This is a genomic window from Bradyrhizobium sp. 141, assembly GCF_023074055.1.
Lineage (GTDB): Bacteria > Pseudomonadota > Alphaproteobacteria > Rhizobiales > Xanthobacteraceae > Bradyrhizobium.
In genome coordinates this window covers 1-26,998 of record NZ_JADPKR010000046.1, presented here as the reverse complement: position 1 = coordinate 26,998, position 26,998 = coordinate 1, and the positions used below count along the sequence as shown (strand labels likewise).

General features: G+C 61.2%; 14 protein-coding genes and 1 pseudogene. 12 read left to right on the top strand and 3 right to left on the bottom strand.

Annotated features, from left to right (window positions below):
* Positions 1-227: 227 nt before the first annotated feature.
* Complete coding sequence (locus IVA81_RS13435) at positions 228-1,568, top strand: helix-turn-helix transcriptional regulator (RefSeq protein ID WP_247317976.1); 1,341 nt, start codon at positions 228-230, stop codon at positions 1,566-1,568.
* Positions 1,569-2,547: 979 nt separating this feature from the next.
* Here IVA81_RS13435 and IVA81_RS13430 read toward each other — a convergent pair.
* Together IVA81_RS13430 and IVA81_RS13425 are read right to left on the bottom strand one after the other, a co-directional pair.
* Positions 2,548-13,305 (bottom strand): Ig-like domain-containing protein, encoded by a 10,758-nt coding sequence (locus IVA81_RS13430; protein WP_247317974.1) that lies wholly within the window; start codon positions 13,303-13,305, stop codon positions 2,548-2,550.
* Positions 13,306-13,856: 551 nt separating this feature from the next.
* The gene (locus IVA81_RS13425) at positions 13,857-14,075 is read right to left on the bottom strand and encodes a hypothetical protein (protein ID WP_247317957.1); all 219 of its coding nucleotides are present in this window, start codon (positions 14,073-14,075) and stop codon (positions 13,857-13,859) included.
* 358 nt (positions 14,076-14,433) lie between these two features.
* On the opposite strand from IVA81_RS13425, the gene IVA81_RS13420 reads away from it, so the two are divergent.
* The 10 genes and pseudogenes from IVA81_RS13420 to IVA81_RS13375 all read left to right on the top strand — a co-directional run bounded on the left by IVA81_RS13420 (position 14,434) and on the right by IVA81_RS13375 (position 24,936).
* Entirely contained in the window at positions 14,434-14,679 is a 246-nt protein-coding gene (locus IVA81_RS13420; RefSeq protein ID WP_247317954.1) for a PilZ domain-containing protein, read from the top strand.
* A gap of 870 nt (positions 14,680-15,549) precedes the next feature.
* The gene (locus IVA81_RS13415; protein ID WP_247317949.1) at positions 15,550-16,425 is read left to right on the top strand and encodes a hypothetical protein; all 876 of its coding nucleotides are present in this window, start codon (positions 15,550-15,552) and stop codon (positions 16,423-16,425) included.
* 59 nt (positions 16,426-16,484) lie between these two features.
* Positions 16,485-17,828 (top strand): DNA methyltransferase, encoded by a 1,344-nt coding sequence (locus tag IVA81_RS13410; RefSeq protein ID WP_247317946.1) that lies wholly within the window; start codon positions 16,485-16,487, stop codon positions 17,826-17,828.
* Entirely contained in the window at positions 17,821-18,237 is a 417-nt protein-coding gene (locus tag IVA81_RS13405) for a DUF5681 domain-containing protein (RefSeq protein WP_247317931.1), read from the top strand. Before IVA81_RS13410 ends, IVA81_RS13405 begins: the two co-directional genes overlap by 8 nt.
* Positions 18,234-19,673 carry a phage terminase large subunit gene (gene terL / locus IVA81_RS13400; RefSeq protein WP_247317914.1) on the top strand — a complete coding sequence of 480 codons (1,440 nt, stop codon included), beginning with the start codon at positions 18,234-18,236 and terminating at the stop codon, positions 19,671-19,673. Before IVA81_RS13405 ends, terL begins: the two co-directional genes overlap by 4 nt.
* A gap of 682 nt (positions 19,674-20,355) precedes the next feature.
* Positions 20,356-21,216: a YqaJ viral recombinase family protein gene (locus tag IVA81_RS13395; RefSeq protein ID WP_247317911.1), complete on the top strand. Its 861-nt coding sequence runs from the start codon at positions 20,356-20,358 to the stop codon at positions 21,214-21,216.
* Positions 21,200-21,480 (top strand): annotated as a pseudogene (locus tag IVA81_RS13390) (single-stranded DNA-binding protein); the annotation flags it as partial. The gene IVA81_RS13395 and the pseudogene IVA81_RS13390, both read left to right, overlap by 17 nt.
* Before the next feature lie 507 nt (positions 21,481-21,987).
* Positions 21,988-22,545, top strand: a complete 558-nt coding sequence (locus IVA81_RS13385) for a hypothetical protein (protein ID WP_247317894.1) — start codon at positions 21,988-21,990, stop codon at positions 22,543-22,545.
* Complete coding sequence (locus IVA81_RS13380) at positions 22,535-23,044, top strand: DUF5681 domain-containing protein (RefSeq protein WP_247317891.1); 510 nt, start codon at positions 22,535-22,537, stop codon at positions 23,042-23,044. Before IVA81_RS13385 ends, IVA81_RS13380 begins: the two co-directional genes overlap by 11 nt.
* A gap of 524 nt (positions 23,045-23,568) precedes the next feature.
* Positions 23,569-24,936, top strand: coding sequence for a DNA methyltransferase (locus IVA81_RS13375; protein WP_247317889.1), 1,368 nt, complete (start codon positions 23,569-23,571; stop codon positions 24,934-24,936).
* A 57-nt stretch (positions 24,937-24,993) separates the two neighbouring features.
* Here IVA81_RS13375 and IVA81_RS13370 read toward each other — a convergent pair whose 3' ends face one another.
* A complete protein-coding gene (locus tag IVA81_RS13370) occupies positions 24,994-25,983 on the bottom strand; it encodes a restriction endonuclease (protein WP_247317886.1) in 990 nt (329 codons plus the stop codon).
* A 170-nt stretch (positions 25,984-26,153) separates the two neighbouring features.
* Here IVA81_RS13370 and IVA81_RS13365 point away from each other — a divergent pair, with 170 nt between their 5' ends.
* Entirely contained in the window at positions 26,154-26,399 is a 246-nt protein-coding gene (locus tag IVA81_RS13365) for a helix-turn-helix transcriptional regulator (RefSeq protein ID WP_247317882.1), read from the top strand.
* Positions 26,400-26,998 lie beyond the last annotated feature (599 nt).

Genomic DNA, 26,998 nt, shown 5'->3' with positions numbered 1-26,998 from the left:
AAATGAGCTACCACCGCTGATAGCGCCGGTTCAGGATTTGAGGTTCGTCGCGCTGGGTCACGTGCGACACTCTGACGCATCATGATCTCCCGCGGATCGACATCGGGAGGAGAAAACCAACACTGAAGCTCATCTGGCTCGCGCAGAGCAACGTCATCTCGATTCCCGGAAGGAAGATTATTCCTCGTCCATGGAATAGCGCCGGCACGTTTTGACGCATGACCCGAATGGGTCATCCGGGCCCAGCTAGCCTCCTCCGCCGGGACTATGCCGTTAGACTTTGGTCGAGCGCCATTTTTCAGGAAAAACAGGCAAGGGGGGCTTGCGTCGCACCGCCTGCTCGCGAAGCATCACGGTCAGGGAAACGCGTCGGAAAGCCCCCAATGTCAGGGGGTGTCTGCATGGCATCCAGCGCAAACGCGCGTTGGCTTGCAACGATGACCAGGCTCAGCGGAGGGGGACCGCTCGTGAAGGCCAATCAAATCGACGGCGAGGAACTGTCGAAGGTCCTCAATCGGCTTGGCGAGGCTGCCGTGAACCCAGAAGCCTGGCACGATATCATGGATGACATCTGCAAGGCGGTCGGAGCGTCAGCAGCCCTACTCCTTCAGAGCGACATCAGGACTCCGGACGTTCCACGCACCGCATCGATCGCCGAGGCCACCGATCTCTACTTCAGGAACAACTGGCATTTGAGGGACCCGCGCGCCAAGGGCTTTCCGCGCATGATGGCCGGTGAGGTCGTCACCGACCACGATGTGATGACCCCGGAGCAGATCCGCGCCGATCCCATGTACAACGAGGTGCTGTTTCCGTTTGGATACCGGTGGTTTGCCGGCATCGGCTTCTGGGCGGACAGCGCAGCGTGGGCGCTGACATTGCAACGAACGGGCCGCGAAGGGGCATTCGAGGCGCGCGACAAGCAGCTGCTGGCTCAATTGGCGCCGCGCCTGACCGAGACCGCCACGCTCGCGACAGCGATTGGACGGGCCGCGCTAACCTCGATGACCGACGTCCTCGATCGGGTTCGACAACCGGCATTGGTCCTCAATCGGGAAGGAATGGTCCTGCGCACGAACGCGGTCGCAGACCGTGGGTTCGACGATGAGATTCGCATCAGGGACCGGCGTCTCGTTCTCCGCGACAAGCAGGCGATGACAAAACTCGATCAGCTGATCAGCATGATCCGATCGACGCCGGATGCCGCCGCCATCCCCGCCTCTCCGATCCTCGTCCGCCGGACGACAAAGCCACCGGTCGTCTTGCGGGTCCTGCCAGTGGACGGCGCGGCGCGTTCCGTCTTTCTCGGCGCGCGGGCCATGCTGATCCTGTCCAACCTGGTCCCGCGCGCAGCGCCGGACCAGGCGCTGATTGGCCAGGCCTTCGATCTCACACCGGCGGAATCCCGGCTGGCTGCGCTGCTGGCAACCGGCGCATCGCTCGCCGGCGCCGCCGAACACCTGCGCATCTCGCGCGAAACCGCCCGCAACCATCTGAAAGCGATCTTCTCAAAGACGGGAGCGCACCGCCAGTCGGAGCTGGTTACGCTGGTTTCGCAATTGGGGTGAGCATTTGGATTGTGCCCGTAGGAGCTCAGGGATTTCGCCTGAACGCGAAAGAACCTCGACCTTTTCGGCCCTTCAGCTGAAAGGTGCGGCCTTAGTGGTTCGCGCTTCACTTTCATTTCGGCTCCGAGCCGCCACGGACACGTTCATCAGCAAGAGAAACAACGCGCTGGTCGCCTCATACCTCGCCACCACGCGTTTCCTCGCTCTTCCTCGCATAATGGCTTTTCGGTCGCGGGAGCCAATACTCCACTCCCAGCTCCGCGAACGTTTGCGCATCTCGAGCTCGAAGAACGAAAAGTCGTCCCAGTTCACTAGTCCGTCTCCCAACCAGTTTGACGTCATTTCGCTACTTAACGACCTGCCGACACCTTGACCCATACGAGCGCGAGAACGCCGGCGTGCAATGGATGATAGCGGAAAGCGATATGCCATCCCCCTTCGGGTGCGCCTCCCCCAAATGGGCTATGCCAGGAAAAACAGTGGCAGGTCGGCTCTGGGGCTAACCAAGGGCGTCAATGACGCCGAGCCTCGGCCAGCCGAGGACGTCACAGGCGCTGCCTCCTCCCATGCCACCGACCCTGACCTTGCTTGAAAGGCCGCTAACTTCAATTCCCTGGTTACAGGGAATTCTGCAGGGAAAACGCGGCTAAAGCGCCACCCCTGGACGAGGGGCCGGGTGAAACGCCTTGAAAATTCAAGCCTTTGGTAGCCAAAGCATGCCATCTCGGAACAGGGAAATTTCGATCGCGAACTGGGACCCGCGGCAGCGTTAGCAGGCAACCGGCAAGTGTTCATCGCGCCACCTGCCTGTGGTGTCGCAAGCACCGCGAAAGTGGCTTGCCTTGCGTGTTCAATACGCAGCAAAGACCACAAGCGACCGGCTCGAACTCCGCTATGAGATCCGTTGAGAGTTATTCACGGAACGTCCCCTCGGCGCGGACTCGCACCTGGAAGCCGGCCATCCTTCAGAAAGAGTCCGTTAGATGTGGAGGAGAAAATCCTGACTGGTCAGTGTATTCGCAGTTACATTGGTCAAGACAATTTCCATATCCGCCGCCCCTTCGCTCTGCGCAGTGGCCGAGCTGTTGACGTAGACAATCGTATTCGCGCCGCTCTGGATCCACCCGATACTGTGCGCCTCGACTTGGGCGCTCTCAGCTAGCAAACCCTGGACGCTCGTCACTCCGGTAATTGCCGAAGCGTCTATGACGTCTGCAGCATGAACGAAATCGCTGATCGTATCGTGGTTCGCAATCGTCGAGTCAGAAATCGCAGTGAAGACGAATTGGTCGGCTCCCCCTCCTCCTATCAGCGTATCGGCACCGCCCCGCCCCTGGATCCCGTCATTTCCCGCTTGACCATCCAAGGTGTTGCTGCCGGCATCGCCGGAAATGATGTCTGCGAAAGATGAACCACGGACGGCATTCACGCCGGTGAACGTGTCTGTCCCAATGCCTGCGAGGTCACCGGAGGCCGTCCCGCGAGAGTTGCCAGCGGCGAGGTCGACTGTCACCCCATCCAGCGCATTGTAGAACGCAATCCGGGTATTGCCGTTTCCGGTGATGGCATCATTGCCGTCCATTCCCTCGAACTCGTTGAGGGTGCCGAAATCGCCGGCATTCGCACCGGAAGTGCCAAAGCTGGTTGCGACATAAGTATCGTCGAAATTGGTCCCGCGGATCGCTTCAATGGATCGGAGGGTATCCGTTCCGATGGCAGCGTCGCCGGCCACCACGCCTGACGCCATATCGACTTGAATACCTGAAACCGAACCGTCGTTGTTGTAGAAAGCTCGGTCGAAGCCAGCTTTGCCGTCGATGAAGTCATTACCGCCGCGACCGGAAAAATCTTCCGCTGTACCATTCGGATTGTTAGAGCCGGTGATGGTGTCGGCGAAGGACGACCCTGATACTGAGCCAACGCCCGAGAAAGTATCGGTGCCCACGGACCCATCGCCGATTGCGGTACCCGACGCGCCGCTGGTGGTGCTGGTCCAGCTATTGAGACCGAAAGCAATCGCCACGGGACCGGTCGCATTGGCGTAGGTCAGCCGCGTGTTGCCGTTGCCGGTGATCGTGTCGCCACCACCGAGTCCCTCGAACTGGTTGAATGTGCCGTTGTTGCCGACGTTAAGAGCGCCTGCAAGGCCATACCCCATGGCCACATAGGTGTCGGCAAGGTTGGTTCCCTGGATAGCCTCGATCGAACGCAGCGTGTCTATTCCGATCGAGGAGTCGCCAGTGGCGGTGCCGCTCGCCATGTCAATGGTGATACTGCCAGTCGAAAGGTAGATGTTGTTGTAGCTGGCGGTGTCAAAGCCGCCGCGACCGTCAATCGTGTCGTTGCCGCCAAGTCCGGTGAATGTCTCGTTGATCCCGCTACCGGACAAAGAATCAGTGAACATCGTGCCCATGACGGCATTGACACCCGTGAACACATCGCTTCCGACCGAAGAGTTCCCGGTAGCCGTGCCGGCTGCTATATCCACCACGACGCCTGCGGTCGCATTGTTGAATCCGAGGCGCGTGTTGCCGTTGCCCGTAATGACGTCGTTGCCGCCCTCGCCGGTGAACTCATTGAAGGTGCCCAATGATCCAGAGTTCGTGCTGGTGTTGCTAAATCCGGAGGCGTTGTACGTATCGGCAAAATTGGTGCCGCGAACAGCTTCGATCGACACAAGAGTATCGGTGCCGACAGTGGCATCTCCGGTCAGGGTGCCAGCCGCGAGATTGACAGTAATTCCTGACGTGGTGGTCGGATCGTTATTATAGTCGACGCGGTCGAAGCCGCCGCGGCCATCGATCACGTCGTTGCCAACGAAGCCCGCAAACACCTCGACCGTGCCGGATCCATTGTTGCTTCCGAAAAGAGTATCGGCGAACGAAGAGCCCCAGACGACAAGAATCCCCGAGCCAACAAACGTGTCGTGACCAACGGATCCATCGCCATCCGCCGCTCCGGCTGCGATGTCGACAGTCACACCGGCGGTGGCGCTCACATAGGAGACCCGCGTCAGAGCCGCGCCTAAAGGATTCACGTCACTCAGAATGGTGTCGTTGCCACCGCGGCCCTCGAACTCGTTGAACCCGATCGGCGTACCGGGCGTACCGGTGCCCCCGGCGAAACCGGTCGCATTGAAGGTGTCCGCAAAATCACTGCCAACCACGGCTTCGATCGCGACGAGCGTATCGGTACCCGCTCCCGGTCCGGATACCGTTCCCGCCGCAAGGTTCACGGAGATCCCGCCCGTGGCATCGGTATAGACAGCGCGGTCAAAATCGGCCCCGCCATCGAGCAGATCGTTGCCGCCGAATCCCTGAAGCCGATCATTTCCGGCGAGGCCGGAGATTGCATCCGCTTGACTCGTTCCGAGCAGCATATCCGAGCCCGAGGTGCCGTTGGTGGCGTTGGGAAAGATGAAGTCGCTCTGCTGGAGGCTTGTTACACCTATCAGCGTCAGGGTATTCCCGCTTCCGACATCGATGATGGTGTTGCCGCCGCTCACCGTTGCCTTCGATTGAACATCTGCGAGCGTGAAGAAGCCTGACAACCCTGTCAGATCGATCGTGTCGCCTTGGGTCCGGTTAAAGTCCGTGATGGTGTCTGCTCCGTCACCATCGGCGTAGACAAAGGTGTCGGCGCCGTTGCCGCCGGTCAAGGTATCGGCGCCACCGCGGCCGTCGATCCGATCATTGCCGTCCCTGCCGTCGAGGGCATTGGCATTGGCATCGCCGAGAATGAGGTCAGCGAAAGCTGAACCGCGGGCGGCATTCACGCCGGTGAAGGTATCCGTCCCGGTGCCTGCGAGGTCACCGGAGGCCGTCCCATGGGAATTGCCGGCGGCTAGATCGACAGTGACCCCATCCAGAGCATTGTAGAATGCAATGCGAGTATTGCCGTTGCCGGTAATGGTGTCATTGCCGTCCATTCCCTCGAACTCGTTGAGGGTACCTAAATCGCCGGCATTTGCACCGGAGGTGCCAAAGTTGGTTGCGATGAAAATATCGTCGAAGTTAGTCCCGCGAATCGCCTCAATTGATCGAACAGTGTCTGTTCCGATCGAAGCGTCGCCGGTCACCACGCCCGAAGCCATATCGACTTGAATACCTGACGCGGAACCGTCGTTGTTGTAGAAAGCTCTGTCGAAACCAGTTTTACCGTCGATGAAGTCATTGCCGCCGCGACCGGCAAATTCCTCCGAGGTGTTGTTTGGATTGTTCGAGCCGGTGATGGTGTCGGCAAATGACGACCCCGACACCGAGCCGACACCGGAGAAGGTGTCGGTGCCTACGGACCCATCACCGGTTACGGCACCCGACGCGCCGCTGGTGGTGCTGGTCCAGCCGTTGAGAGCGAAAGTGATCGTCACGGGGCCGGTTGCATTGGTGTAGATCAGACGAGTGTTGCCGTTGCCGGTGATGATGTCGTTACCGCCCATTCCCTCGAATTGATTGAAGGTGCCATTGTTGCCGACATTGGCATAGGGAAGGCCGGTCGCGGGATCGATAGCGCCGGTGACGCCGAAATTAGTCGCGTCATAAGTGTCGGTAAAATTAGTACCCTGAATGCCTTCGATTGAACGCAAGGTGTCGGTGCCGCTCGAGGCATCTCCGGTCAGCGTTCCAGCTGCAAGGTGAACGCTGACCCCACCCGTCGTGAAGGTCAGGTTGGCATATTGCGCCGTGTCGAAGCCGCCTTTTCCGTCGATGAAATCATCGCCGGCAAGGCCCATGAAGTTCTCATTGGCGCCGCTTCCAGCAAAGGTGTCGGCAAACATCGAGCCCATGACGGCGTTGACGCCGGTGAATGTATCGGTACCCACGGAGGCATCGCCGGTTGCAGTGCCCGCGAGGAAATCGACAGTCACGCCGGCGGTTGATTGCGTATACTGGACTCGGGTGTTGCCGTTGCCGATGATGCCATCGTTGCCGCCCATGCCTTCGAAATTATTGAAGGTGCCGCTCGATCCGGCATTGGTGCTGGTGCCGCTGAAACCAGCGGCATCGTAAGTATCGGCGAAGTTGGTGCCGCGGACGGCTTCCACTGAACGCAGCGTATCGGTCCCGATTGTCACGTCGCCAGTGACGGTACCGGCCGCAAGATTGACGGTTAAGCCCGTGGTGGTGGTGGCGTCGTTGTTGTAGACGGCAAAATCGTAGCCGCCGCGGCCATCGATCAGATCGTTGCCGGCACGAGCGTCATATTGCTCGAAAGTGCCGTTCGGATTGTCGCTGCCCCGCAGCGTGTCTCCAAATGCTGACCCAATGACCGAATTGACATTGGTGAAGGTGTCGCTGCCGACTGATGCATCGCCGTTCGCTGTTCCCGCGGCGAAATCAACGACCACTGCCGCTGTCGCACTGACATAGGAAATGCGGGTCAGAATCTCTCCGGAAGGATTGACCGTGCCGGCGATGATGTCATCTCCCCCCATGCCTTCGAAGCTGTTGAAGCCAATTGGAGTGCCAGGCACCCCGGAATTGCCGCTGAAACCGACCGCCGAGTAGTGATCGGCAAAGTTGCTGCCCTGGATGGCTTCGATACCGACTAGAGTGTCGGTGCCGACACCCGGCCCCGTCACGGTTCCTGCCGTCAGATCGGCGGTGATGCCCCCGGTCGCGTCGACATAGACCGCTCGATCAACGCCCGACAAACCATTGAATGTGTCATTACCGCCGAAGCCTTGGAATGCATCGTTCCCGGCGGTCCCTGTCAGGGTGTTGTCGCCAGCATCGCCGAGAATGGCGCCGGGCACGCCGACAGAATAGACCACCGCGCCGCTGGTTGCGGTGTTGCCAGCCGCATCGCTCACCCGTGCGGTCAGGGAGTTGCCACCCTGGTTCAGCGTGACCGTGGTGCTCCAGGTCCCGTTGGCCTGCACGATCGCGGTGCCAATCGTCGTGGTGCCGTCCAGGATGGTGACGGTGGCGCCGGCATCGGCGACGCCCACCGTGCCGGTGATGGTCTGGCTGGCCTGGTTGACCGGTCCGCCGGTGCTGGTGATCGCAACCGTCGGTGCCGTGGTGTCGAGCGTGAAGCTCAGCGCTGCGCTCGTCGAACTGTTGCCGGCGGCATCGCTGAACTGGGCCGCGATCTGTTTGGTGCCATCGGCTCCGAGATCGCCGGCAGTCACCGTCAGATTAACGTTGCCTGCCGTCACGTCGGCGGCCGTGATCACATGCGCGACCGGATGCGCCAGCGGCGCGCCGCCGAGCACCAGCTGCACGGTATCGCCGATGGCATCGGTCGGGTTCAGCGCCACCGTGAAGCTCGGCGAGGTCGCCGAGGTGATGTTGTCCGTGCTCGAGGTACCAGTATCCAAACCCGCCGTCAGATCTGGGGTGCCACCGGTCGGTGCCGTCGTGTCGAGGGTGAAGCTCAGCGACGCCGAGCCGGTGTTGCCGAAGATGTCAGTCTGGCTCGCGACGATGGTGTGCGGTCCGTCGGCCAGCCCGCTCGGCGTAAACGACCAGGCGCCTTGTGCATCGGTGGTCACTGTCGTCGCGATCGGGCTGCCGTCGATGGTGAAGTGCACCACGGTGTTGGCGAGGCCGGTGCCGTTCAGCGCCGGGTTGGCGGTGACGTGATCGGTGACTGAAGTGCCGGTGTCGGCGACCAGGGCCTCGGTCACGGTCGGACCGGTGGTGCTGAGCGTATAGACCACCGCGCCGCTGGTCGCGATGTTGCCAGCCGCATCGCTCACCCGAGCGGTCAGCGAGTTCGGGCCGTTGCTGAGCGTGACCGTGGTGCTCCAGGTCCCGTTGGCCTGCACGATCGCGGTACCGATCGTCGTGGTGCCATCCAGGATGGTGACCGTGGCGCCGGCATCGGCGACGCCCACCGTGCCGGTGATGGTCTGGCTGGCCTGGTTGACCGGTCCGCCGGTGCTGGTGATCGCGACCGCGGGTGCCGTGGCATCCAGGGTGAAGTTCAGCGAGGTCGAGCCGGTGTTGCCAAAAGTGTCGGTCTGGCTTGCGACGATGGTGTGCGGTCCGTCGGCCAGCCCGGTCGGCGTAAACGACCAGGCGCCTTGCGCATCGGTGGTCACTGTCGCCGCGATCGGGCTGCCGTCGATGGTGAAGTGCACCACGGTGTTGGCGAGGCCGGTGCCGCTCAGCGCCGGGTTGGCGGTGACGTGATCGGTGGCGGAGGTGCCGGTGTCGGAGACCAGGGTCTCGGTCACGGTCGGACCGGTGGTGCTGAGCGTATAGACCACCGCGCCGCTGGTCGCGATGTTGCCGGCCGCGTCGCTCACCCGTGCGGTCAGGGAGTTCGGGCCGTTGCTGAGCGTGACCGTGGTGCTCCAGGTCCCGTTGGCCTGCACGATCGCGGTACCAATCGTCGTGGTGCCATCCAGGATGGTGACCGTGGCGCCGGCATCGGCGACGTCGACCGTGCCGGTGATGGTCTGGCTGGCCTGGTTAACCGGTCCGCCGGTGCTGGTGATCGCAACGGCGGGTGCCGCCGTGTCCAGCGTGAAGCTCAGCGAGGCCGAGCCGGTGTTGCCAAAAGTGTCGGTCTGGCTCGCCACAATGGTGTGCGGTCCGTCGGCCAGCCCGCTCGGCGTAAACGACCAGCCCCCTTGCGCATCGGTGGTGGTCGTCGCCGCGATTGGGCTGCCGTCGATGGTGAAGTGCACCACCGTGTTGGCAAGGCCGCTGCCGCTCAGGGCCGGATTGGCGGTGACATGGTCGGTGGCCGACGTGCCGGTGTCGGAGACGAGGGCCTCGGTCACGGTCGGGCCGGTGGTGCTGAGGGTGTAGACCACCGCGCCGCTGGTTGCGATGTTGCCGGCGGCATCGCTGACCCGTGCGGTCAGGGAGTTGCCGCCCTGGTTCAGCGTGACCGTGGCGCTCCAGGCCCCGTTGCTCTGCACGATGGCGGTGCCGATTGCGGTGCTGCCGTCCAGGATGGTGACGGTGGCGCCGGCATCGGCGACGTCAACCGTGCCGGTGACGGTCTGGCTGGCCTGGTTGACGGGTCCGCCGGTGCTGGTGATGGCGACCGTCGGTGCCGCCGTGTCCAGCGTGAAGCTCAGCGAGGCCGAGCCGGTGTTGCCAAAAGTGTCGATCTGGCTCGCCACGATGGCGTGTGATCCGTCGGCCAGCCCGGTCGGCGTAAACGACCAGGCGCCTTGTGCATCGGTGGTCACTGTCGCCGCGATCGGGCTGCCGTCGACCGTGAAGTGCACCACGGTGTTGGCAAGGCCGGTGCCGCTCAGCGCCGGATTGGCGGTGACATGGTCGGTGACTGAGGTGCCGGTGTCGGCGACGAGACTCTCGGTCACGGTCGGACCGGTGGTGCTGAGCGTGTAGACCACTGCGCCGCTGGTCGCGGTGTTGCCGGCCGCGTCGCTCACCCGTGCGGTCAGGGAGTTGCCGCCCTGGTTCAGCGTGACCGTGGTGCTCCAGGCCCCGTTGGTTTGCACGATGGCGGTACCGATCGTCGTGGTGCCATCCAGGATGGTGACGGTGGCGCCGGCATCGGCGACGCCCACCGTGCCGGTAATGGTCTGGCTGGCCTGGTTGACCGGTCCGCCGGTGCTGGTGATCGCAACCGTCGGTGCCGTGGTGTCGAGCGCGAAGCTCAGCGAGGCCGAGCCGGTGTTGCCAAAAGTGTCGGTTTGGCTCGCCACGATGGTGTGCGATCCGTCGGCCAGCCCGCTCGGCGTAAACGACCAGGCGCCTTGCGCATCGGTGGTCACTGTCGCCGCGATCGGGCTGCCGTCGATGGTGAAGTGCACCACGGTGTTGGCGAGGCCGGTGCCGCTCAGCGCCGGATTGGCGGTGACATGGTCGGTGACTGAGGTGCCGGTGTCGGAGACGAGACTCTCGGTCACCGTCGGACCGGTGGTGCTGAGCGTATAGACCACCGCGCCGCTGGTCGCGGTGTTGCCGGCGGCGTCGCTCACCCGCGCGGTCAGGGAGTTGCCACCCTGGTTCAGCGTGACCGTGGTGCTCCAGGTCCCGTTGGCCTGCACGATCGCGGTGCCGATCGTCGTGGTGCCATCCAGGATGGTGACGGTGGTGCCGGCATCGGCGACGCCCACCGTGCCGGTGATGGTCTGGCTGGCCTGGTTGACCGGTCCGCCGGTGCTGGTGATCGCGACCGCGGGTGCCGTGGCATCCAGGGTGAAGCTCAGCGACGCCGAGCCGGTGTTGCCAAAGGTATCGGTCTGGCTCGCCACGATGGTGTGCGGTCCGTTAGGCAGCCCGGTCGGCGTAAACGACCAGGCGCCTTGTGCATCGGTGGTCACTGTCGCCGCGATCGGGCTGCCGTCGATGGTGAAGTGCACCACGGTGTTGGCGAGGCCGGTGCCGCTCAGCGCCGGATTGGCGGTGACATGGTCGGTGACTGAGGTGCCGGTGTCGGAAACGAGACTCTCGGTCACGGTCGGACCGGTGGTGCTGAGCGTATAGACCACCGCGCCGCTGGTCGCGATGTTGCCGGCCGCGTCGCTCACCCGTGCGGTCAGCGAGTTCGGGCCGCTGCTGAGCGTGACCGTGGTGCTCCAGGTCCCGTTGGCCTGCACGATCGCGGTGCCGATCGTCGTGGTGCCATCCAGGATGGTGACGGTGGCGCCGGCATCGGCGACGCCCACCGTGCCGGTGATGGTCTGGCTGGCCTGGTTGACCGGTCCGCCCGCGCTGGTGATCGCGACGGTTGGCGCCGTGGTGTCGAGCGTGAAGCTCAGCGAGGCCGAGCCGGTGTTGCCAAAGGTATCGGTTTGGCTCGCCACGATGGTGTGCGGTCCGTCGGCCAACCCGCTCGGCGTGAACGACCAGGCCCCTTGCGCATCGGTGGTGGTCGTCGCCGCGATCGGGCTGCCGTCGACCGTGAAGTGCACCACGGTGTTGGCAAGGCCGGTGCCGCTCAGCGCCGGATTGGCGGTGACATGGTCGGTGGCCGAAGTGCCGGTGTCGGCGACCAGGGCCTCGGTCACGGTCGGGCCGGTGGTGCTGAGGGTGTAGACCACCGCGCCGCTGGTCGCGGTGTTGCCGGCCGCGTCGCTCACCCGTGCGGTCAGGGAGTTGCCGCCCTGGTTCAGCGTGACCGTGGTGCTCCAGCTGCCGTTGGCCTGCACGATGGCGGTGCCAATCGTCGTGGCGCCATCCAGGATGGTGACGGTGGCGCCGGCATCGGCGACGCCCACCGTGCCGGTAATGGTCTGGCTGGCCTGGTTGACCGGTCCGCCCGCGCTGGTGATGGCGACGGTCGGCGCCGTCGTGTCGAGCGTGAAAACAACGGGCACGCTCGTTGTAACGTTGGCGCTAGGGTCCAAAGCCACGATGCTGTGGTCGCCATCACCTGCCAGGGTGACCGCCAGGCTCCAAACGCCGCCGGAGCCAACGGTAACCGTTCCAATCTGCGTCGTAACACCATTGTATGTGTCGTACAGCGTCACCGCGCTTCCAACGAAGGACGGATCAACTGTTCCGCTGATTGTTTGATTTCCTTGGTTGGTTGGACCGCCCGCGCTGCTGATAAGGACAGGTCCGAATGAAGCTATAACAACAGCTTGCGATGGGTCCAAAGTGGGGACGAGCGGTTTCGAGGCGGAGACATAAGTCCCCGCGATGGAAGCGAGGGTCACAACAACTGGGGTGATTGATCCCCCACCAGCTTGGCCTTTTATGTCGTCCCCAATAACCGTGGTTGGAGCTTCAGTGGGTGATGGTGGGGGGCTCCCAGCGAACTTCTGCAGCGACTTTGTGTCGACGTCTCCTCGCTTGCCGTCGCTAGGTGCCGGAGTGTCTGGAGCGATCTGTTTCCCGATATCGTAGGTCGTTAACACCTGTTGAAAAGCGTTGAACTCCTGCGCAACTTGCCCTGGGGTCTTGCTGACGGCTTGGGTGATCACCTCGAAATTCGCGGTTGGCGTGATGGTTAGCGATGGACCGTCGCTGGTAACTATCCCGATCGGATCCCCCGCAGTACAAACGCCTTGAAGCAAGTTCGTCGCTGGAACGCATTTGAAGACTTGTACGGAATGAACTCGGCCGTCTTGCTGATCAGCGACAGAGACCGAGACTTTCCCATCCACAGCATCGACGCTGAGAAGGACGGCAGTACCGCGAATTCCAATCGCGGCAGTAGGCGTCACGACCTGCATGTCGCCGGTTTTCGCGACCTGGCCAGCGACGAAACTGGCGGCACCCTGGATGAGAGTGAACATCGAATGGTTCGTGCCACTCGTCAGACTGACTAAGGTGCCACTCGCACTACTCTGCCCCTCATACCCCAATTCGTTCAACATGAACCGAGCATTGGCGCTCAGGTTGAACGTGGTGCCGTCGATAAGGACGAGACCAATGGCAGAGCCGCTTCCAGTTTGCACGACATCGTTCTGATAAACGACATCCCCATTATTCGCCTCGATCGTAACGCCGTTGCGAACGATGCTGGCGCTTCCCGTTACGGTCGCGACACGGCCAATCACCTTTCCGGCAGCGGCATTACCTCCGGCTTGCGCAAAGGTTTGATAACCGGTGAGGGCTTCGACCACTCTCGCATCGAGCAGCGCGCCGTCCGACGAGCTGAGCGGCAAACGCTTCTCACCGAGAAAGTAATTGGGGATCGTGATCCGATGGTCAGAATCGGAAATGATGAGATCATGACCTGAACGTGCATAGTCCCCCGAGAACAGGAGATGCGCGTCCGAAATGATGAGTGCGTGAGCTGGGGCAGGCTTAGGGAAACTAAAGGACGCCCCAGCCATCTCAGACGTTTGGTTCAAGGGGGTATTCAAACCAGCGCCACCCAAATATTTGCACATTAAATAATTAACTGCTAATAACACCTCGTGGATTAAATTAAAATAGATTTTTGATCTGAGCTAGAACGCTGAAAGCCTGCGGTGGTTTGACCCTTGATAATCACGTTGGACCGAGTGTCCGTGGCTGACGATCCAAGATGACACGCGCTGGGTCCATTCGCATGGTGCAATCAAGAGGGCTTCATCGCCTGGACCTGTTGGAAGTGCGCCGTCAGCTGGTGCGCGCGCGCAATCGGCACTCCAATGACAGGGGCATTGTGAGGCGCATCAATGGTCTGCTATGTCGAATTTATCACTTGGATGCGATCGACCCCAAAGGAGGTCGGCGAATCCGCAAAGCCATTCAAGTTGTGCTGCGAGATACATCCAAGGATTAGTTGACGAAAGTCCCGCGCCCCGCCCCCTTATTATCGGCGCGATTGGGCGGGTGCGTTCACTCGCCACGCGTATCCTACCACATCTCGCCAGTGGACAATTGCGACAGACCGCGGGTTGACCGCTGCTTGCAGTTTTTACTGTTTGTCGCCGGGCGGGTGATTGCAGGTCTTTTGGAGAGCGTTCACCGCCACGGCCAACTGAAGCGATAGTTGGTCCATGGCCAATCCTTCTTCAGCTAGGCGCTTCTCAATGTACTGCTGCTCAACGTCGGTCAACGCAGTTTCCAGCAGGCGCAAATACCGCTCAACATTCTTCCTATGGGTCTGCAAACGGACAATCGTTTCGTCGCTCATGTTCTATCCAAAAAGGCAGCGGCCCAATGTTGCAAAATAGCTCTGAAAAGCCGCTTCAAAAAAACCAAAAATTAAATAGCTGATTTAAAATGGCGGAAAAAATGAAGCAGGTCAAGACTCAGTCTCGCGGTGAATTGCTTAGCTACTATCGCGCGAGACATCTCAGCGAGGCAACTTCATATTGAAAGCCAAACCATCTTGATTGAAGTGCTCGAATGGGACGGACACGACATGATTGAGCAAAGAAGAAGCCTTGCCAAGGAACGATCAGACCTAGCAGCGCAAATCGCGCGACAATTCCGGCTGCTAGAGGCAAGGTGCACATCGGGCGACTGAGTTCATTGCGGACAGTCATAAAATGATAGACCGTCGAAAGCTCGAACGCATCGATGTGAACGAGGTGGCCTATATTTCAGGCGACGGCGCCAGCTTACGCTGTCGCGTGGTCAACATGTCGGAACAAGGGGCATCCATTGAGCTTCCGTTGAAGCAGTACATGAACTCCACATTCAAGCTAATGCTCGAGAAAGATCGCATCATCCGAAGTTGCCGCCTGGTCTGGTCGCGTGGCAATCAAATTGGAGTCGCGTTCGAGGATCTCTGAGGCCGAGAAGTTCATTTATAATCCGGCCCGAGAACGGATTCTCGCGATGCTTTCGCTGGCATAGATAGTTCCGACAATAGGCGGCAATCCGTTCGTGGTCGCCCGAGGAAAAAGCACAACTTCTTGCGCTGTTCGATAGGAGTGTGACCGCAAGCGAGATCGGCCAACGATTGGGCCGCACCCGCCTGGCGGTCTCCGGTCGATTGCAGCGCGTCCGCAAGCAGCAAGGTCGAGTAAGCCGCATTTGCGGTGTTTGACACGCAAGCGGCGGGTTCGTCGAAGCTCGTGGCGATCAAACGCGCCGCCGTCCCTCCTGAAGGGTGTGAAGGCGAACCCGCTGCAGTTGGGCCATACACGAGCCCCAGCCCCCAAACTCTCCTCGGCCTCTGGGCACAACTCAGGATGGCACCCGTAAATTTCCCAATGTCGCCCGTCTTGAGCCGGCGGGAAGATGACACCATGAAAATCTCGAAGCCAAAGGAATGGAGCGACCTCGAACGCAAGAAGCTTTCGGCGATGATCCGCCGGCGGTACGGCGCGGCGGAAATTGCCGCGGCTCTTCGCCGCCATGTCGGCTGAGTCAAGCGAATGGCGCGCGAAATGGGGCTACTTCTGAAAAAATGACATCGAGGGAATTTTATGAGTTTATTGCAAGAGACAAGGAGAGAGAGGATCCAAGCGCCCTCCCGAGAGCGGCCGTTCGCTGCCGTGCACCACCGTGTTTGTCCGGACTTGCCTAAGCATGGTTGCTGCCGAATGTTCCGTTTGAACCTAAGAACTACCCCCTTGATGCGGGCGACGTTAATGCGTGGGCACGCTGATGCACAATGTGGCTGGTCCGGACTGGTCCGACTGGACGGTTACGGACAAATGTATGATCCGGACGCGGGGCCGGGCGGCGCCTCTCAAGGTTTTCTCCTTAGCAACGACCAATTTAACGATTTGATGAGGGCTTTCCCTGGCCCTTCCCGCGACGGGCACGAGATTGATATTCGCAAAGAGCTGGATTGGCTTCGCGAACTCATCCTGAAGGAAGATAGGGGGCTTGCTCAGCAACCAAGCCGAGCCCAGATTCACGCAGGGCTGGCCCGATTCGCGTTCCTCGTCTGCGAGTTTCTCAACTGCGCGCAGAGAGTTGACTTCGATTGGCTCGCTGAGAATCCGCCGATCGAACCCGCGGGTCCTATGAGCCTCGCCTATTCCTTTCCAAGCCGATTGCGGGCACTTGCCGGCAGCGCCAGGCAGGCAGGCAACGCTGAGCTTATCATGTTGGCCGATGCGGCCGACCACCTCGCGCAATATCTTACCCTGCTGAACGAGCCCGCACAGCATAGGATCTTTCAGGATAAGACCTTTCGGGACCTCACCAACCCGTGCCATTACGAGGTGCGAGAATTCGCTGATGCCGTGCGGATCGCCCAGCAACTCGAGGGTGCGACCCGTAGCGCGCTCGAATCCAGCAAAAAACGCGGCGGACCGCTCCCGCGGCCGATGCTGCTGTACGCCGTAATTTCCCTCGGCGAGCTAATCGAGCGCTACGGCGGCACATTCACCCACAGTCCCTATCTGGGCTTAGAGTATAAGGGTACCCCCCAGACGGCCGCCGGACAGTTTGTGCTGAATTTCTTGCAGAGTTGCGTTCCGTCCATCACCGCACAAAATGTCTGCAGCCTGATGGCCGCCGCCATCGAACGGCGAAATCGCACCCGCGATCGCAAATCGGGGATCAGGTCCACGTCCTTCTAAGTGCATCGTGCGCGCCTCCCGCCAATATGCCGACAGGCATATCGCACACGGAGGCTCTCTTGGAGAACTACACCCTACCAACCAATGGCGATGCACTTCGCCATGATTTGAAAGCCGTTCCCGTTCGGATCGGCGACCTCAAGCCGCCGCTCGGCAACCAAACGCGTCGCCACCCCAAGCGTCAAATCGACACGCTGGCGATAAGCTTGGGCCAGTACGGTCAAGTTCTTCCTATTCTCGTTGACGCGATGCTACGGGTGATAGCGGGATGGGCGGTCGTTGCAGCGGCGGCGCAGATCGGCCTGGATCATGTCCTCGCCGTCACCATTACCGATCTCAGCGAGGCTCAGCTGCGAATGCTGAGACTTATGCTCAACCGCGTAACTGAAGAGGCCAGTTGGGACGTCGAGGCTCTGCGTCTCGAATTGAGTGAGCTCCTGACCATCGACCCACAGATCGACCTGCAACTAACCGGATTTTCGATGGGAGAACTCGACGCCGCTGCGTCCGATTCAGACGATTGGGAAGACGACTTGCCCGCAACGGCAGCTGAGCCACCAATCACCAAGCCTGGCGATATCTGGACACTCGGCGAGCACCACGTACTCTGCGCCGATGCAAGGGATGAAGAAAGTTACCGTCGGCTCATGGATGGTGAGTTGGCAGACATGGCGTTCGCGGATGCGCCGTATAACCAGAGGGTCGATGGGCACGTATCCGGCAAGGGGAGAATCACCCATGCGGAGTTTGCGATGGCATCCGGCGAGATGTCGACGGCTGAATTCGAAGCGTTCTTAGCGACAAGCTTTGCCCATCTCGCCAGCTTCACCAGGGATGGCGCCATTCATTTCCTTTGCATGGACTGGCGCGGGATTGGACCGTTGCTGGCGGCCGCTAGCCCCATCTACACGGAAATGAAGAACCTGTGTGTTTGGGCCAAAACAAACGCCGGCATGGGATCGCTGTATCGGTCCGGGCATGAACTCGTCTTCGTGTTCAAGAAGGGGCGCGCGCCACACGTCAATAACGTGCAGTTGGGCCGGAACGGTCGAAACCGCTCGAACGTCTGGAGTTATCCATGCCAAAATACCTGGTCAAACTCATCCAAAGGAAAGCTCTCGTTGCACCCGACCGTCAAGCCGGTCGCGCTGGTTGCAGACGCGATCCGCGATTGCACCAACGAACACGACATTGTGCTCGACCCGTTCGGCGGTGCCGGCACGACCTTGATCGCCGCGGAGAGGACCCGGCGCCGGGCGCGGCTAATCGAGATCGACCCCGCCTACGTCGACGTCACCATCCGCCGCTGGCAGCATCTGACCGGCAAGGTGGCGGTCCACGCCGCGACCGGCGCGCCGTTTGGCCAGACCGGCGCCACGAAGCTGGAGCACGCCGATGGCTAAAAAATCGAACAACGGCGTCGGCTACGGCAGCCCGCCGCTGCACAGCCGGTTCAACCCGGGCCAATCCGGCAACCCGCGTGGGCGTCCGAAGGGCAGCTTGAATTTTGCTACCGACCTGAAAAACACCCTACTGGCGCCGGTCGCGCTGAACGACGGTGGCAGATCCCGACGCGTCACCACGCAAAAGGCGGCATTGCTTCGCTTGCGCGAGAAAGCTCTGAAAGGCGAGGTCAGGGCACTCGACAAGTTTCTCTACTACGCGATGGCGATGAGCGGCAACGCCACGGAGGACGCCACCAAAAGCTCCTCCGTCGACGATCAGGCCATCCTTGAGGCATTTCGGCAGCAAATCTTGGCTGAGGCGACCGCTGCGGCTCCGCCCAAGCGCGAGGGGGAGGACGACACATGATGTCGGTGGTGGCGGCGTTGCTGCGAACGGATGTGCGTTATTTCATCCAACGGGCCTTCATGACCGTTTTCCCCGGCAGCGACTATCTGACGAACTGGCATATCGATGCGATCGCCCATCAGCTCATGCGCGTCCACGCCGGCGATTGCCCTCGGCTCCTCATCAACCAGCCGCCGCGCTCGCTCAAGTCGCTGTCCGTTTCGGTCGCGTTCGTCGCCTGGTGGCTCGGCCACGACCCGAGCCGCCGCATCATCGTGGTCAGCTACGCGAGCGAGCTTTCCGCCGAGCTGCACCGCCAGTTCAGAATGGTGATCGAGTCGCCTTGGTATCAGGAGCTATTTCCGGCCATGCGCCCGGCTAAGGACACCGGCACCGAACTCGTGACCACGGCCGGCGGCAGCCGTTACGCGACCACAGTTGGGGGCACGCTGACCGGCCGGGGTGCGGACCTCATCATCATCGACGATCCGCTCAAGGCCGAGGAGGCAATGTCGGAGGCCGCGCGCAGGCGCGTCACCGATTGGTTCGGCGGCACCTTGGTCTCGCGATTGAATGATAAGGACACCGGCCGCATCGTCGTCGTGATGCAGCGCCTGCATGAAGATGACCTCGCAGGTCATCTGCTGCAAGCCGGCGGCTGGCATCACCTCGATCTGCCGGCCATTGCCGTCGACGATAGCACCATCGCCATCGGCAACAATCGCGTCTTTACTCGTCGCACTGGTGACCTCTTGCACCCGCGGCGCGAAAGCAAGCTGGTGCTGGAGCGGATCAAGGCCGAAATCGGCAGCCTGCAATTCTCGGCGCAATACCAGCAACGGCCGGTGCCACTCGAGGGCAACCTGATCAAGCGCGACTGGTTTCGAAGCTACGATCAACTGCCGGCCGCAGGTCCATCCGGCTATGTCGTGCAGAGCTGGGACACCGCCATGATGACCGGAAAGGCCAACGATTATTCGGTCTGCACCACCTGGCGCATGATCAAGAATGACTACTACCTCGTGGATCTCTACCGCGGCCGACATCAATATCCCGACCTGCGGCGCGCCGTGGTCGCGCTGGCTATAAAATATAACGCGGACGCGGTTTTGGTCGAGGACGCCGGGCCCGGCATCGCGATGTTGCAGGACCTGCAACGCAATACGCCGAACGGCATGCCGCGGCCAATCGGCATCAAGCCCGAAGGCAGCAAGGTCGATCGCATGGCGGCACAATCCTTCCGGATCGAGGCCGGACAGGTGCATCTGCCCATAGATGCTCCCTGGCTGGACGACTATCTGCTGGAGCTGTTGGCGTTTCCCCATGGCAAGCATGACGACCAGGTGGACAGTACCTCGCAATTCTTGAACTGGGCGGGCAACCACCCGATGTTCGATGACATCCAGCTCAACATCATTTCGGTCGGCCGAGAGGGTTATGGCTACGGCTTCCCATGATCGGTCACCGGGCAAGATCGAGAGTTTCTCCAGAACGAAGCCAATCGCAAGCTTACACGCGCGCTGACCTTAGCGATCGAAACGCGCGCTTCTGCGCGGCCAGCGCGCTGCGCTCGTAACGCCCAAGCGCCTCGAGCCGGAGCGCGACATCTCCAACCGGGTCCCCACCGAGGGCGGTCAACAGCGCGTGGCGGACCAGTCGCACGTGCCATAGCTCGCACTTGGCATCCGCAACCGCGGCGGCCGTTTCGGGTCCAATCTCACAGCCGAGGCCCGCGCGAATTGCAGCTACAAACGTCGGCACATCCGGCTTGCAACTCGTGGCGAGTCCGTGGCGCAAAGCGTTGCGGCTGGACCTCACCTTTCCGGGCATCGTTCTCGGTCCGGTGCTGCGCTTGGCGTTGGCGCGATTGGCTTCGATTTGTCGAATTGACGTCATCTCCGAGCTCCTCGACCGGGGCAGGTTTCGGCACCGGAAAGCTCGCTCCAACGCCCTGACATCTCAAGGATTTTTAGCCCAAAAGAGCAGCAAATTCGCTGCAGAAAGGACTGGCATTCTCTCGCAAACGGAGCGTTACTGATGGGACCGGGCCTTGGCCGTTGGCCCCGGTCTCTCTCCTCGCCGGTGCGGGGCTTTTGGTGGTGCGGCGGCAAGCCGCGTTTGCCAAATCAGGAGAGACCGGTGACCACGATTGCAACCGACGGCGCCGCGGCGCCCCAATCCGTACTCACGTTCAACCGCCACGACCGCCGCGCCTTTATCGGCGGCTCGGACGCCCGCATCATCATGGGCGACGACCAGGACGAGCTCTTGCGCCTGTGGCAGGAAAAGCGCGGCGAGATCGCGCCGCAAGATTTGTCGCACAACCTGATCGTTCAGCTCGGCATCGCCACCGAAGACCTTAACCGCAGCTGGTACCAGAGCGTCACCGGGCACGCGATCACCGACATCCAGAAGCGGGTGCAGCACCCCGTCCATGCCTGGATGGCGGCGACGCTGGACGGCATCGTCGCGCCGACCGGCGCAGTGTTCGAGGCCAAGTTCATGCTGCCCTGGGCTTTTAGCGAAGAGGCGGCGGCCGAGAAGCACATGGCGCAGCTGCAGCACAACATGTGGGTGGTCGCGGCGCGCGCGGCCGTGCTTTCAATCATCACCGGCGGCGGCAAATGGGTCGAGATCACTGTGCATGCCGACCCGCTCTACCAACACCTGCTGCTGACGGCGGAGAAAAAGTTCTGGCGCTGCGTGCAGAGCGGCGAGCCGCCGCTGCTGTTCGGGATCGAGACCCCGCGGCCGCGGCTCGCCGCCGTCAAGGTCGTCGACATGACCGCCTCCAATCTGTGGGCCGCATGCGCGGCGACCTATCTGCGCACCCGCGACGCCCATGGCGAGCACGAACTCGCCAAGACCGAGCTCAAGAAGCTGCTGCCTGAAGATGCCAAGGAAGCGTTCGGCCACGGCATTCGCGCCAAGCGCTCCAGAGCCGGCGCCATCAGCTTTGATCCGGTGGAGATGGAGCGCGTCCATGCACCAGGCCAGTGAGCAGATCGGGGCGATCGCAGCGGCTTTGGCCCGCGCCCAAGCCGAACTGACCAACCCGGAAAAAACCCTGACCGGGATGATCCGCTCCCCGTTCCTGCGCGATGACGACCGCACCTTTCGCTACGCCTCGCTGGCGAGCGGCCTCGACGTCGTGCGCAAGACCTTGAGCCGGCAGGAGATCGCCACCATCCAGACCACGGCGCTGACTTATGCCCGCCGGTACGCTCTATTTGCCCTCGTCGGAATTACGATCTGGACGCGCCTGGATATATGCGCGTTGACGAAGCTCGAGCTGGTCAGCCCGGCGTGCTACCCAGCGAGGGCAAGGTGACGCAAGCCGAGCGGTAACGCCGCCGACCATTCGATCGGGAATTAACAGGCCAAATGGCATGGATGTCGGCGGTCAGTCGATCTAGGCCGCAACAAAACCAGCGAATTCAACCATTTAGCGGCCAAATTCCCGCGCCAGCCCTGGCGGGAATTTCAAGTGAATGGCTGCGGGTATCGGGAGCAGCGAACGAGAGCGCTCCATCTTCCGTCTTCGTCTCCGATGCAGGCATCGAGGCGTCCAAATGTGTTTGACGACATCGATTTTATTTCCTATTTAAACCTGACGATTAGGTCCGCCTATTCGCCGCTTCAGAAACACTCATAGAACCGACATGAACACGACGTGCCCCAGTGGCGCCTCGGTGTGCGGCATCTTTGCGTGGCTTCTGCTGCATAAGAGGTCTCACTCCTGGGCGTTACGCCAAACAAGGAGTTGAGACGATGAGATCTGACGACGACAACCCGGAACACGAGCCAGCTCGCGCTGGAGCGAAGACGCGTGACTATGATGTCGGGTACGGAAAGCCGCCAAAGCACACGCAGTTCGGAAGGCGGCCACAACCACACCGTCACGGCACAGGAAATCGACCAAGCCGCTCCCCCAAGGAGCCGCATGTTGCAGGGCTGTTAGATCAGCTTGTCGAGGTCAAGCTTGGCGGTCAGGCCACCAAACTGCATCCGCATGAGGCTATGCTTCTTAGCCTGTTCGTAAAAGCGGCTCGCGGACAGCTCCAGGCGATCAAGCAGCTCATAAGGGAGTTTGAGCGGGCTTGCTTGCTCGAGCCAGAGGTCCTGCAGCAGTCCGCCGTGATCCATATCCCGAAAGACGTGCCGATTGACCTTGCAGGATACGTTTTCCTGAGGGAGGGCGCGCCTCCATGGGACGAAGCGACGTTGCGACCTTATCTGCTGGACTATGAAGGCGACCTCGCGCGGCTCCAAACGTTGAAGGAAGAGGCACTCGCCACTGCCCGCGCAGGGGGCGAGAATGTCTACTAGCAAGCCACCAAACGGCGCCTCCGCGTCGGGGCGAAAGCCTCCACCTGCGGCGAGGCGCTTCAAGGAAGGAAGATCCGGTAATCCGGCTGGCAGACCTAAGGGTGCGGTCAGTGTCAGCGCAATTACCAGAAAATTCGCCTCGAAAAGGCTTTCGTATGAACAGGCAGGTCGGCGGCAAAGGCTGACGCGGCTCGATATCGTGCTTCGCCAACTCGTCGCACTTGCTGCTGCGGGATTGCCTGCGGCGAGTGAGGAACTGCACAAGCTCCGAACAAAGCTCGCCCCGCGTGAGCCGGACGCGAAAGCAGGTGTCCTCCTCGTGCCTGAGATTTTGTCGGAGGAGGAATGGATCGCGAGAGCGGAGGAGCTTAACAAGAATAAGGTCGAGCCTGGCAGCGCCATCAACCTCGATGCGGAGGAATTCACCAAAGCCGTCCTGGGCGAGCCGACGGTCTACGGCCGTGCCTTGCTCGCGCACTACCAGAAATACAGAGGCTGATGGAGATGAGTAGCCAGGAGCCGACGCTGTACGACCTGTTTGATGAAACCAGCTTCGAATTTTGGAGACGGCAAGTTCAAGCTGGCGTCTTGCCCACCGCAGAGCAGCTTGCACGTCTGCTCGAGGCCAACCCCGACCAGCCGCTTCCACCGTGGCTGGGACCGATACTCTCAAAGGCGTTGAGGGGCGAATTGAAGGCCAAGCGCGGCCGTCCGCCGAGGGAGAGCTCCCTTCAGACCCGCCTCTGGCTGGCCCGAGCTGATTACATCTGGAGGCTGGATGAGGCCCGCGACGCCGCAAGGGCCGACCGCAGGGCCGAAAACAGGCCAATCCCGAAGGGCCGGCTCCACAGACCTGCACACGAACGCATCGCCGCGGAGGTGGTGACAAGATGGAAGCTTCCTATCCATTGGAGATCATTCCTGAACCAACTCCATTCACGAAAATAGCGATCATTTGTTCTGAATGAATTGAGGGCGACCGGCGTCTAAGCCTCCTTGCTGTTCAACCAAGGAGACTTCCTCATGCAACACCAACTGCCAAGCCAGCCGCGACATCGCCAGCTCGCTATAAACTATCGGGACCCATCCAACCTCAAACAACGAGCAACCAACCCCCGCACTCATTCCAAGAAGCAGATCGAGCAGATCGCCAGCGCGATCCGGCAGTTCGGCTTCACCAATCCGGTCCTGATCGACCAGGACGACGGCGTCATCGCGGGCCACGGGCGCCTTGCCGCGGCGAAGCTGCTCGGGCTCGCTGAGGTGCCGACCGTTCGTCTCGCTGACATGAGCGAGGCGGAGATCCGGGCTTACGTCATTGCGGACAATAAGCTTGCGGAGAACGCCGGCTGGGACAAGCGTCTGCTCGGGCTCGAGCTGCAATATCTATCCGAGCTCGAGATCGACCTCGACATCACCATCACCGGATTTGAGGCGCCAGAGATCGACATCCTCATCGGCGAAGTCTCGGACAGCGCAAACGAGAGTGATGATGCTGCAGACCAGCCCGAGGAGCCCACGGCCGGCCCGCCAATCAGCCAAAGCGGAGATCTATGGCGCATCGGGGAGCACCGGCTCATTTGCGGCGATTCGACCGATCCTGAGGTCTACCAAGCCCTGCTCGGCGGCAAGCGCGCCCAGATGATCTTCTCCGATCCGCCCTATAACGTGCCGATTGCCGGCCACGTCTCCGGCAGGGGCGAGATCATCCATCCCGAATTCGCGATGGCCTCCGGCGAAATGTCCAAGAGCGAGTTTGTCGCCTTTCTCAACGCGGTGTTCCGACACCTCGTCGCGCACTCCATAAACGGCGCGATTCACTTTCAGTGCATCGATTGGCGGCACGTTCAGGAGATGCTCACAGCAGCGGAAGGCGTCTACAGCGAGCTGAAGAACCTCTGCGTCTGGACCAAGAACAACGCAGGCATGGGCTCCTTCTACCGCTCCCAGCATGAACTCGTCTGCGTGTTCAAGTCCGGCTCGGCACCGCACATCAACAATATCGAACTCGGCAAGTTCGGCCGCAACCCCACCAATGTATGGAATTATGCCGGCGTCAACGCCTTCGGCGAGGGCCGCGAGGACCTGAAGCTGCATCCGACGGTCAAGCCCGTTGCGATGGTGGAGGACGCGATCCACGACTGTTCGCGCAGGAAGGGGCCAGTCCTCGATCCCTTCCTCGGCTCGGGCACGACGCTGATCGCGGCAGAGCGCGCGGGGCGCGTCGGATACGGCATCGAGATCGACCCGCGCTATTGCGACGTTGTGCTCCGGCGGCTCAAGGCCGTGTGCGGACTTGATGCAGTCCTGGACGCGACCGGAGAGCCGTTCGAGGCGGTTGCCGCGCGCCGTCTAGGCAAAGAGGCGTACCTTAGCGAGGCAGCCGAATAACCGCAGGGCTAGGGCTCGGCCGGTCCCGCGGCGGCCGAGCTGCTGAACTTAGCCTCGCTAAAGCATGCGCTCGGTCACCCAGCGGAACAGGCCGGCCTCTACCGCGGCGCTTGCGACCAAGTCCGCCGACCAGATGTAGACGTTGGGCGTATTTGTCTGCATCCGGATCGGTCGATCGGCTGAGTGATAGACGAAGAAGAAGGCGCTCGCCCCAGCCTGCCGGAGAAAGCGCTTGAGATAGTCCTCAAACACCGCCTGCGTCGCGCGCGACTTGACCTGCACCCAGGCGCTGCCTCCTGTCAGCGGCTGCCGGGCGACAAAATCGACATCCGGCTGGGCTCCCCCGAGCGCGCTTTGGCGCTTATAGCCGCTGTGAGCGAAGATCAGATCAACGAGCGTCTCAAAATCCCGCCAATCCAGCCGGCGGACCAAGTCCGCAGCGGTAGCCGAAACCTCGCCAAGCAATCGGTCGGCCTTGAGACGAAGCGGCTCAGCCTCTCCCCGAATTTGCCGCAGCAAATAGTCGGCCTCTCGCGCTGCGCAAATCGTTCGTTGATAGCCTGCGATACTGCTGAGAGCCGAGCTGAGGCTGCGTGCCGTCAGCAAACGGCCCGTCAGGCTTGTGTTGCGCCAAGGAGTTCGGACCGGACGAAACCTGGGGGGCGCATCAACATCGCTCCGGTCCCCTTCGAGAACCCTATCTTGCGCAAAGGTCCACCAGACATGTCCGTCGACAATGGTAAACCACAGCGTGTCCGGCCCGAGACTATAAAAATCCTTCAGTTCGCGCTCGTCGTCCTTCAGAGCTCGCTGTTTCCGGCCCATCGCTATCAATTGCCGGCGGACATCGTCCCAATCTCCCGTGACACAGGCGTCGTGGCCGACGCCGCGAAAATCAAGCGGGACGATGCCGCGTCGGATCGCAGCATTGGCCCATTTCCGGCCGGGCCCAAGCTTGATGTAGCGCACTGCGCCCACTTTGAGAGGCGCAGCTTGCGAGCCATCGCCCGTCCACCCCGTCTGATCTACCAAGGTTACTTTATTCATCGGACACCATCGGCTCACGCGAGCAACTGATGCCCACTTCGCTCTGCCCGCCCCCGAAGTCGAGCCGGATCTGCTACCGTTAGCAGAACAGAGTTAATCTGATCCTATTTTGGGATAATCCCGATTCGGGATCAGATTGACTGCCGCCGAATCGCAAAGCCCCGGCGGCCATGGAAAAGTCCCTCAAATCCGCCGAATATGCCCGTTTGATCGCACTTCTTGTCGCAACGCGACATAAAGCGGGAATGCGCCAGCAAGGCTTGGCCAAGAAGCTGCGCAAGCCGCAATCCTTTGTCGCCAAATACGAGGGCGGCGAGCGCCGCCTCGATGTCATCGAGTTCATCGCCATCGCCGAGGCACTTGGCGCCGATCCGCTGAAACTGCTGCGACGGTTCATAAGCGGAAGACAGCAATAGCTGCGGGTCCAGTGCTGCTCCGATCGCGCCTAGCTTGGCTCGCCGTAAGCCGGATGTCAGCCCAGAGCGTTCCCGATTTCAGCTACAAGCTTTATTTGGGAAAAACTTCAAGAGCTCAGCCCTCTGGTGCAGGGCACAACAATGATGGTCCGAGGATTTGTCGCCTTCGCTGGGAGGACTACGATGTCAGCTTTTGGAAAATGAGCCGAACAGCGCAACTCGAGTGGCCAAGGGCGCCTTTTGACCCCGAGCGGACTTTGACCGTTCCCACCGCGCGCTGTGTCCTCATCCACGGACGGCGCTGGTTTATCTGCGTGAGAACGCCACTTGCGCTCCCGTCAAACAGCGAGCCCGGCTATGCAAGTCTATCGTCCTACCCCTATGGATCACGAACAAGGCGAGCAGATGCGCGAGGTCCTGGAGTGTCAATCGGCTTGCAAATTTGACGCCTCATCGGCGTCCAATTTTGGACGCCGATCCCCCGGCTTAGGGGGTCAATATTGGGCTCTGACTCATTTCTGATGAAGTTCGCCGGCGACTGTGGTTCTTCAACGGAGAATCGGCGCCATGCGGACAGGCTTTCGAATTTCATCGCTCGT